This window comes from Anaerotruncus massiliensis (ex Togo et al. 2026), assembly GCF_030825285.1.
GTDB lineage: Bacteria > Bacillota > Clostridia > Oscillospirales > Ruminococcaceae > Anaerotruncus > Anaerotruncus massiliensis.
The window spans coordinates 4881-11676 of record NZ_JAPJQF010000058.1; the positions used below are offsets into that span (position 1 = coordinate 4881).

Below are 6796 nucleotides of genomic sequence, written 5' to 3' on the forward strand. Positions count from 1 at the left end.
GCGCGCGAAAAACAGCCCGGTGGGCTGTTTTTCAGGTCGCGGGTAGATCCCCGTTGCCTGCTCCACCAGCGTGACGCTGGACCCCGTTCGCAATGGGGCCCGGCGTTTTTGTTTGCGCGGATGCGCGGTAACGTTTTTGGCGTCGGGACGCGGCGGCCTTTTTCTTTGGCAAGCATAACGAGGGATCGAACAGGCCGGCGCGCCGCAGCGCGCGAAAAACAGCCCGGTGGGCTGTTTTTCAGGTCGCGGGTAGATCCCCGTTATCTGCTCTAAACCCCCGTTTAAGCAAATTTGCTTAAACGGGGGTTTTTCATCGTATAAAATCCCAAAAGCTCCGCCCCTGCGAACGGGGAGGGGCTTTTTTACATTTCCGCCGCCCGCCTGTTTTTCCCTGTCGAAAAATATGGTATACTGGAGATGCACGAATCCGTCCTGAATTTGCCACTGATTGGACGGAAGGCCGCGGGCGGAAAACAACGCCCGGCGGGCGTTCGCGCGAAGGCCATGCCTTCGCGCGCGGGCGGCGGGGCCGCCCGGTTTTCCGCCCCGCCCCGCGGCGGGCGCCCGGGAGAAACGTTACCGCGCGGCCAAAAGCCCCGCCGCATGCCGCGCGCCTGTTCTATGGCGCGGCGGCCGGCCTGAACCAAACGCTTTGAAGGGGTCCGGGGAAACTTTCTCGAAAGTTCCCCCGGAAAGAAGGGGTCCGGGGAAGCTTTCTCGAAAGCTCCCCCGGAAAGGAGGTACTCCAATGAAACAGAAGAGATGGCTGATCCCGGCGATCGTCGGCGTCATCATCCTGGCGGCGGCGGGGGCGGCGTTTCTGCTCTCGCGGCCGACGGGGGACATGGTGATGGCGTCGGTGGAGATCGGCGCGACCCAGAAGACCGAGCTGGGGCTCGCGGCGGACAGCTCCTTTACGATCACGACGGGCTGGCGGGTGTCGCAGGACGAGCTGCGCGCGATGCTGGACATCGAGCCGGACATCGGCGACTATACGATCGGGGGGAGCGGCAGAACCTGGACGCTGGTACCCGGCGTGCCGCTCATGGACAACACCGTCTATACGATCCGCGTGATCAACCCGGCGACAAAGGCGGTGGTGCAGTCGTTCGCCTTCCAGACGAAGAGCGACCTCGCGGTGAGCGGGGTCTACCCGCGCGACGGCGCGAGCTATGTGCCGCTCGAGGCGGGGATCGAGTTCACCTTCAATGCGCCGGGCGTGAACCTGAAGGATTTTTTCGAGATCAAGCCGGAGACGGCGGGCAGCTTTGAGACGAACGACTACACCGTCATCTTCCGCCCGGCGGAACCGCTCTCGCCCGACAGCATCTACCGGGTGACCGTCAAGGCGGGGCTGACCGCGCCGGGCGGCATGAGCCTCAAGGAGGACCTCCACTTTTCCTTCGAGACGACGGGGGAGGAGGCCGACCGCTGGGACTACATGCGCCTGCGGCTGGCGGGGGATTACGCCGAAACCTTCCTGCCCGGCGATCCGCTGTCGGTGGCGCTCTACGCGGGCGACGACATGACCGGGCTGCCCTTCGACGTCTCGCTGCACCGCTACGCGGACATCAGCGGCTTCATCAAGGAGCAGCGGGACCGCGACGCGTTCTACGCTGAACGGTACGGGGAAAAGACCGACTATGTGGCCAACACGACCGGTCTGGAGGAGACCGCCTCCTTCACGGGCGAGCTTTTGCCGGCGGACGAATACGGCGGCGAGCTTTACGCGCCGCTTCCGGACGACCTCGAGGAGGGCTGCTACATCGCGACGGTCTCGGGCAAGGACCGGGAGGGCAACGAGCAGTTTGTCCAGAAGCTCCTCCAGGTCTGCAACCTGAGCGTCTATGTCCAGTCGTCCGACGGGGACACCCTCGTGTGGGTGAACGACCCGGTCACGGGCGGGCCGCTTTCGGGCGCGGTGCTCGAGTGGGAGGACGCGGAGAGCGGCCAGACCCGCACCGCCACGACGATGGCGGACGGCACCGCCCGCGTCATGACCGGCGAGACGGAGGACGCCTATCTGTCGGTCATCCGGGACGCGCGGACGGTCTACTTTGAAAAGGCTTCCCTCTCGGCGCGGGAGGACACGCCGCTCAACGAGCGGTTCTATACCGCGCTCTACACCGACCGCGAGATCTACCAGCCGGACGACGCCGTCCGGTTCTGGGGCGTGGTCAAGCCGCGCACGGGCGCGCAGGGGCTGCCGCAGGCGGTGTGGGCGACGCTCGGGCAGTACGGCCCCGAATCGGAGATCACCCGCGTGCGGGTCCCGGTGGCGGCGGACGGCACCTTTGAGGGGAGCATGTCCCTGCAGGGGATCCGGCAGGACTGGTACGCCTTCTCAGTCACCGACGGGGACGAGGGGGTCTACACCTCCAAGGGCTTTTCGATCGAGCGTTACCAGAAGCCCGCCTACCGGATCACCGTCACGCCCGACAAGGACTGGTACTATGCGACCGATCCGGTCACCTTCACGATCGAGGCGAGCTACTACGACGGGACCCCGCTTTCGGGCGGGGAGCTCACCTTCAGCGGCAACTATATGGGAAGCGCCGGCCCCGACGGGCCCGGCCGGACGGCCATCCGGCTCGACGAGCAGGGCCGCGCCACCCACACGACCAGGCTGAACCTCGCCCAGATGCGCCAGGACCGGCAGTCGGTGCTCGGCTGGACGCCCCAGTCCCTCTGGTACACGGTGGACAATTCGGGCAGGGAGGACGGCGGCTATTTCTATGAGTCGGGCTCGATCACCGTGCTGCCCTCGCGGATCGCGGCCAGGACCGAACGCGACAAGGCCACCGGCGACGTCACGGTGAGGACCGCGTCGCTCGATCCCTCCAAGCTCTTCCAGGGCGGTGCCGCCCGTCCGCTCGCCCGCGCCGTCTACGAGGACGAGTTCGACCGGCTGGCGGGGGTTTCCGCCGACCTGCCCGTCACCCTGACGGTGTATGAGATCAGCTACACCAGGGTCCCCACGAGCAGCTATTACGACTACGTCAACAAGCGCACCGTCACCAGCTACCGCTACGAGCGCGCCGAACGGGTGGTGGACACCCTGCGCGGCGGCACGTCGGGCGGCGGCGCGGTCTTCACCGGGCTTTCTGCCTACGCCGACGGCGACGAGACCTTCTACTGGTTCGAGGCGCAGTTCGACGGCGGCGTCATCGGCACGGTGGCGGACAGCCTCCACGGCAGGACGCCCTACCCGCGCGCGGACGGCCTCGTGAGCTACACCTTTGTGGACGGAAGCGACCCGCACGCCAACGACCCGGCGGACATTGGGGACCCGATCACACTGGGGCTCTACGCCAACGGCGTGAAAACGGAGAACCGGGGCCGCATCCTCTACACCGCCATGCAGCGCAAGGCGTTTGAGGCGGGGGTCACCGACGGGGACGAGATCACCCTGACGATGAAGGAGGATTACCTCCCCAACGTCTATTTCGCGGGCGCGTATTTCGACGGGCGGCACGTCTTCCCGATCGACCCGCACAACGTCTCCTACGACTACAGCGGCAGGGAGCTCACCCTGACGGTCACGCCCGACAGGGAGGCCTATCGGCCGGGCGATACGGCGGAGATCACCCTCGCGGCCGTGGACGCCGCCGGGAACCCCGTCTCCGGCTCGGCCGTCGTCGGGGTCGTGGACGAGGCGGTCTTCGCGCTGGGAAGCCAGACGGTCGACCTGGCGGGCCAGCTCTACGGGAGCATCTACCACCCCTATGTGCGGCAGGCGGTCTCCTACCGCGCCTACGACGAGAGCGGCAAGGCGATCCCCAACACCGCGGGGGCCGAAGGGGCCGCGGACACGGGCGGCGGCGGGGCCGGCGCCTACCTGCGCAGGGAGTTCCTCGACACCGCCGCCTTCCAGACGGCGCAGCTCGGCGCGGACGGAAAGGCGGTCCTCTCGGTCAAGCTGCCCGACAATGTGACCTCCTGGCGGGTCACCGCGCTGGCGGTCACCCCCGACCTCAAGGCGGGCAGCGTCGCCTCCCGGGCGGTGGCGACACAGCCCTTCTACCTGAACGCCGTCGTGACCGACAGCTACCTCGCGGGGGACGACCTCTCGATGTCGGTGACCGCGGCGGGCACCGGCATCCAGTCGGGGGACGCCGTCTCCTACACGGCGGTCATCCTCGACGGGACGGGCGCGGAGGTCGACCGGCTGACCGGCACCGGCCGCGCGTCCGATCACACCCCCTTCAACTTCGGCAAGTACGAGGCGGGCGGCTACGCGGTCCGCTTTGAGGCGGCCTGCGGCGCCCACTCCGACGCGCTCCAGAAGGAGTTCTCGGTCGTGGAGGAGGGGCTCGCCGTCCCGGTCGTCAGGAACCTTCCGCTCTCCGAGGTCGGCTCGCTGGAGCCGGCGCGCTACCCGGTGAAGCTCACCGTCTACGACGAGCGGATGAAAGCCTATATGGAGGGCCTCCAGCGGCTGTCCGCCCAGGACGGGGAGCGCACCGAGCTGCTGGTCGCGGCCTACCGCGCCCGAGTCGCGGCAAACGAGCTGCTCGACCCGGAGGACCGGGAGACCGTCCGCAAGGATTACCGGCTCGAATCGCTCCAGGAGGACGGCGGCGTCAAGCTGCTGCCGCTTGCGGAGGGGGACGCGGCCGTGACGGCCAAGATGCTCGTCGTGGCCCCCGAGCTGATCAACAAGGCGGACGCCGTCTCGTTCCTGCGCGGCAAGCTCGCGGACGCCGCCTCCACCCCCGACGAGCGCGTGATGTCCTACCTCGGGCTCGCGGCGGCCGGGGAGCCGGTGCTGCTCGACATCACCCGCATGCTCGAGCGGGAGGGGGACTCCCTCACCCCCGCGCAGAAGCTCTACCTCGGGGCGGGGCTGGCGCAGCTCGGCGACTTCACCGGCGCGGACGCGGTCTATGAATCGCTCGGCGGGCAGCTCGTCAGCGAGGGTACGGTCAAATACGTCGAGGCGGGCGGTTCGCTCGACGACCGCATCCAAAACACGGCGGCGGCGCTGCTGCTCACCTCGGTGTCCTCCCATCCCGACGCCGGCCCGCTCATGCGCTTCTTGAACGGCGCGGACACCGACCGCGCCCGGTCGGAGGTGCTCCCGAACCTCGAGCAGCTCGCCTACATCGAGCATTTCAAGCTCCCGGCGGGGGAGAGCGCGGCGAAGTTCAGCGTGACGCAGAACGGCGAGCGGCGGGAGATCTCCCTTTCGGGCAGGGGCTGCAAATCCTTCTCGCTGAGCGCGCAGGCGCTCGCGGAGGCGGATTTCTCGGGGAGCAAGGAGCTCTACGCCTGCGCCGCCTACACCGCGCATACCGCGGACGCGGGCGCCGCGACGAGCAGGCTCAAAGTCGAAAAGACCTACACCCCGGTCGGCGCGGACTCCCTCGAGCGCGCGGGCACCGCGCGGGTCGACATCCGCGTCACCTTCGCGCCCGACGCGCCCGACGGCTGCTACACGGTCTCCGACCTCATCCCGGCGGGGATGCGCTACCTGCCCGCCCAGAGCTACCAGGATGCGAACGGTTGGATGTGGGGCGGCGTGGAAAACGAGGCCCAGACGGTCAGCGGCTACATCTACCGCGACCGCGGGAGTTGGGAGCGGGAGCAGCGGGAGCTGGCGGCCGAGGAGGCCGACCCGGATTTCTTTGCCGAGGAGCCGGTGGCGGACGACGGCGCCCGGGGGAAGGTCATCCCTCCGAGCGACGGCGTAACGGACGGGGGCGGCCCCGACGCGGACGGCCCCGACGTCTACACCCTGAGCTACTATGTCAGTATGCCGCTGTCCGGGAAATTCGTCTCGGAGAGCGTCTATGTCACGCCGCACACCGAGGGCCTCATGGCCAAATCGGCGCGCGGGACGATCGAGATCCGGTAAACCGGGAAACCGACGGCGGGGCCGGGGCGTGCCCCGGCCCCGCCGCTTCGGCTTCCCCTGTCAGAGAGGAAGGAGCGGGTGATTGTGAGAAAGGCGGTTTGTATCCTGTGCGCCGCGCTGCTGGCGGCGCAGCTCGCCGCGTGCGGCGCGCCGGCGGAGTCGGCGGCCGAGGTTTCCAGCGTGCCCGAGGCGTCCAGCGCGCCCGAGGTTTCCAGCGTGCCCGAGGTTTCCAGCGTGCCCGAGGTTTCCAGCGCGCCCGAGGTTTCCAGCGCGCCCGAGGTTTCCAGCGCGCCCGAGGTTTCCAGCGTGCCCGAGGTTTCCAGCGTGCCCGAGGTTTCCAGTGCGCCCGAGGCGTCCAGCGCGCCCGAGGTTTCCAGCATACCTGAAGGTTCCGGCGCCGAAGCCGCCCCCGCGGCGGAGGCCTCGAGCGCCCCGGAAGCCGCGCCCGTGAGCGAAGCCGCCGAACCGGCGGGCAGCGGGGAGGAGACGGACGAGGAGGCCGAATGGCTGCTCGACCGCGCCAAGCGGGAGATCAAAAAGGTCGGCTACAAGGTGGTGGACGGCGGCGACGATTTCAACAAGACCTTCCTGAAGGTGAAGGTCAAGGCGGGCGACCGGATGGCGGGCCTGCGGGAGATCATCGACAAGGTCACCTACCGGCAGATGCAGTTTGTGCCGCCGACGGCCAGGGACCCCATCACGAGTAGGGAGTTTGAAATCGAGGAAGCGCCGCGCGAGCTTCAGGTGACGATCAAGAAGTCGGGCAGCTCCTACACGATCTACTATAAGTACCGGAAGTAGCCGGGGAACTCCCCGCGTGAAAAAGAAAAGAGGCGGGGGGGCCGCCCCGCGGGCCGCGCCGGTTAATTTTTTTAGCAGGACAAACCCAGCCCCCCCCCCCCCCGCGCCGCCGGGGTGGCGCGGGTGGGGGGGCGCCCC

The 6796-nt window shown here is 68.2% G+C and carries 3 protein-coding genes; 2 read left to right on the forward strand and 1 reads right to left on the reverse strand.

Annotation, left to right across the window (positions count from 1 at the left end; all coding sequences use genetic code 11):
• The coding region (locus RCI06_RS12630; protein WP_306576266.1) for a hypothetical protein at positions 1–423 on the reverse strand (423 nt) is incomplete at its 3' end.
• Between the two features lie 325 nt (positions 424–748).
• On the opposite strand from RCI06_RS12630, the gene RCI06_RS12635 reads away from it, so the two are divergent.
• Positions 749–5857, forward strand: coding sequence for an Ig-like domain-containing protein (locus tag RCI06_RS12635; protein WP_306576267.1), 5109 nt, complete (start codon positions 749–751; stop codon positions 5855–5857).
• An 84-nt stretch (positions 5858–5941) separates the two neighbouring features.
• Positions 5942–6658 carry a hypothetical protein gene (locus tag RCI06_RS12640; protein WP_306576268.1) on the forward strand — a complete coding sequence of 239 codons (717 nt, stop codon included), beginning with the start codon at positions 5942–5944 and terminating at the stop codon, positions 6656–6658.
• Positions 6659–6796: the final 138 nt, after the last annotated feature.